Below are 4,159 nucleotides of genomic sequence, written 5' to 3'. Positions count from 1 at the left end.
AACTTCTTGGCTTGCTTCATTACTTAATACTAATTCAATTCCAGTGTCTTCAATGATATATTCAATTCGCTCTTTTGGATAGTTCGGATCGATTGGAACATAAGCTCCTCCTGATTTTAGAACTCCTAAAATTCCTACGATCATCTCCAAGCTACGCGTCATACAAATTCCTACTAAGTCATCTGATTGAACTCCCTCTGCTTGTAAATATCTCGCTACTTGATTCGAACGTTGATCAAGTTCTTTATAGCTTAATGCTTCTCCTTTATAAACAACAGCTACTTGTTTTGGTGATTGCTTCACCTGGTCTGAGAAAAGATCTAGTATCGTTGTATCTAATGGATACTCAGCATGAGTATTATTGAAAGTATCTAATAATTGTACTTCCTCTTCTTTTGCTAAAATTGATAAACTTGCAACTGGTACTGATTCTTCTGATTGTACCCCTTCTACAAGTTGTACCAAAGCTTCTTCCATAAAAGCAAGTACACGCTCGGTATCAATACTGCCATCAATCTGAGCGGTTAATTTGAATTCCTTTCCATAATCATCAACATTTAATGAAAACGGATAATTCGTGCGCTCATGATCACTAACAATCTCTATTCCCAAATTAACCGTATCCTCATCAACCTCTTCTTCTGTTAGTATTGATGAGTGACGGTAGTTTAATAAGGCACTAAAGAAAGGTACCTCATTAGAAATCTCACTCCAATTCTGAATGTTTGAAAGTGGTGTTTGTTCGTACGGTAATAAATCTCCTAATCGCTCTTTAACCTGAGCAATATAATCTGCTACACTTCCATTAAGTTCTACTAAGAAACCTAATGTATTAATGAATAATCCTAATGAATCTGCCGCTCCTGAAGCTCCTTGTAAACGACCTGAGAATAAGGTTCCAAACAATGCATACTCTGCATTACTGCATTTTCCTACAACAAGTCCATAAGCTGCATGGAAGATCACTGCCGGACTCATTCCTAAACCAGTACTTACCTTTCTTATTGACTCACTTAACCGCTCCGGTAAAACAGCTTGTAACTCCTTAATATCACTTCCTGTTCCTTGAATATCTGATAATCCAAATGGATAGGTTGGTGTGTCGATTCCCTCTAATAGACTTGTAAAATAGGCTTCACTATCATTGGTTGCTTGTGAATGAAGTGTATGTCCTATAAAGTCTCTATATAAAACTGGTGTTGGAAGATCGGATGTTTTCCCTGATAGGTAAACAGTAATCTCAAATACAATCTTCTCTAACCCAACATGATCTAAAATTAAGTGATGTTGATTGATAATTAGATAGTAATTATCATTCTCTTTATCATCTGCCGATTTTAATTCCAATAATGGTGCCTTGGAAACATCCATTCGTTGATTTCCTGGCTCTGCTAATAATTCTAATTCTGGTAAAGCTACATCTAACTCCTCTACCTCCAATACTGCTTCTCTAAGAACTATCTGAACTGCCTGTGGTAAACCTTCACTGACAACACAGGTACGTAAAACATCATGACGGTTCACTACAAACTGTAAGGCCTCGATAAATAATGCTCTCTTTTCCTCACTTGGGAAGGAGTATAAACTTGGTAAAACATAAGGATCTCCATGATCCTGATCACTCATTAAATAATGGAAATAAATTCCATCCTGTAAAGGTGATAATGGATACATGTCCTCAATATTTGATATCCCGCCTGGGGCTTGTGATACCACAGAATCAATATCTTCTTGACTAAAGTCTAATAATGGAACCATCTCTGGGGTGATCGTATCGATACCTTTTGTTATTCCATTTTCAGGAACTTGATACATCAATTCCGATGAAGATACATTTTGACTGATCACTGCAATGGTAGGTTCTGAGAAAATATCTTTTACTGAGATATTGAATCCTATCTTTTGGATTCTTGAAATTAACTGAACAACCAGTAAACTATGTCCTCCTAATTCAAAGAAATCGTCATAAACGCCTACTTGGTCTACACCTAACAATTCTTGCCAGATGGCTACCAATTGTTTTTCCGTTTCATTTCTTGGTGCTACATAATCATTACTTGATAAATCCGAACTATCTGGTTCTGGTAAACCTCTTCTATCTAATTTACCATTGCTTGTGAGTGGCATCTCATCCATTTCCACCCAAATCGATGGAATCATATAATCTGGTAGATACTCTTTTAACTCGGTTTGAATCGCTTCCTTATCAAAAGTATCCTCTGAAACTACATATCCAACCAATCGCTTGGTTCCATTGGCTGCTTCTTTTGCTAGTACACAGCATTGACTAATTGAACTTAAGTTTGATAAACTGTTTTCTATCTCTCCTAATTCAATTCTATATCCTCTGATTTTAACCTGAGCATCTTTTCTTCCTACAAATTCAATATTCCCATCAGGTAACCATTTTACTAAATCACCTGTTTTGTAGAGTCTCTCTCCATCTTTAAATGGATTTGTAATGAACTTCTCTTTGGTTAACTCTTCGTTGTTTAAGTAACCTCTAGCTACTCCTGCCCCTCCTACAACTAATTCTCCTTCAACTCCTACAGGGACTAAATTCATTACCGAGTCAACAACATAAGCCTCTCTGTTTTTAATTGGCTTACCTATTGGAAGGGTTTCCTCGGTAATGTCAATAGTATATGTTGTTGAGAACGTAGTGTTCTCCGTTGGACCATATCCATTAATAATAGTGAGATCTGGATATAGTTCTTTTATTTTATTGGTATAGTTGAACAGAACAACATCTCCTCCAACTAACAAATAACGTAATGAAGCAAAAACACTTGCATCTTCCTCTACTACTCCATGAAACCATGAAGCGGTCATCCACAAGGTAGTAACTTCTTTTTCTTGTAATAATGTTTTAAAGCTTGCCGTATCTAATAGAGTTTCTTTCGTGGTTAATACCAGTTCTCCTCCATTAAGCAATGTTCCCCAGTATTCAATGGTGGTTGCATCAAACGAAATTGATCCTGTTGACAACCAAACCGTCTCTGAATTCAAGGCGACATAATCACAACTCATACTTAAACTAACAATGTTTTTATGCTCTATTTGAACTCCCTTTGGTTGTCCGGTACTTCCTGAAGTATAAATAACATAGGCTAAATCATTTGATGAAATAGTTTTATTTAAAGTCTTTGTTGGATACTCTGAAATTAAGCTATCCCAGTCTTGGTCTAAAGCAACAACACTAATGTTACTTCTATTTTCTAGTACATCTGTATTCGTCTTACTTGTCAATACCAAATTAATCGTAGCATCGCTTAACATATACTCGATACGATCTTCTGGATAACTTGGATCAATTGGTATATAAGCACCTCCTGATTTTAAAACTCCTAAAATTGCTACAAGTAACTCCAAGCTACGATCCATACAGATTCCTACAAACGTATCTGTCGCTACTCCATTCTCTTGTAAATAATGTGCTAGTTGATTTGAACGAGCATCTAACTCCTGATAACTCAAAGTAGTTCCTTCAAATGTAATCGCCGCTGCTTTTGGTGTTTTCTTTACCTGCTCTTCAAATAATTCTACAACAGATTTCTCTGATGGATACTTGAGTTCAGTTGCATTGAAAACCTCCAATATTTCTCTATTCTCTTCTTCAGATAAAATGCCTAGGCGTCTAACTGATGCTTTTTCTTCTGCTTTTAAGCCTTTTAATAAACTCGTTAAGGCTTCTTGCATATAAGACAATACCTTATCTGCATCAATACTTCCTTCTATCTGAGCTGTTAATCCAAAACTCTCTCCAAAATCATCAACATTTAACGTAAATGGATAGTTCGTTCGCTCATCTCCTCCTATAACTTCTAATCCTAAATCAATAGTTTCTCCTTCTTCTGTCTCTGTTACAGAGTGAGAATGACGATAATTTAATAAGGCACTAAACAAAGAAACTTCAGTAGATATTCCACTCCAACCTTGGATACTTGATAGTGGTGTTTGCTCATACGGTAGTAAATCTTGTAAACGCCCTTTTACCTGTTGGATATAGTCCTGTACATCATCTTCCAAAGAAACATAAAATGGTAAGGTATTGATAAATAATCCCAAGGAATCTGCTGAGTTCAACGCTCCTTGTAGACGTCCTGAGAATATTGACCCAAATAAAGCATATTCTGAATGACTACATTTTCCAATGACC

General features: G+C 36.3%; 1 protein-coding gene (cut by a window edge). It reads right to left on the bottom strand.

Going from position 1 to position 4,159, the window contains the following annotated elements:
* The coding region annotated (locus tag ACKTTV_RS16875) for a non-ribosomal peptide synthase/polyketide synthase (protein ID WP_456243528.1) crosses the window boundary (this coding region is incomplete at its 3' end): on the bottom strand, window positions 1–4,159 show 4,159 of its 21,249 nt. 17,090 nt of the annotated region lie beyond the right edge of the window.

It is taken from the genome of Tenacibaculum xiamenense, from assembly GCF_964513065.1.
Lineage (GTDB): Bacteria > Bacteroidota > Bacteroidia > Flavobacteriales > Flavobacteriaceae > Polaribacter > Polaribacter xiamenense.
The sequence above is the reverse complement of the archived record's forward strand: the minus strand, read 5'-3'. Positions and strand labels throughout refer to the sequence as shown.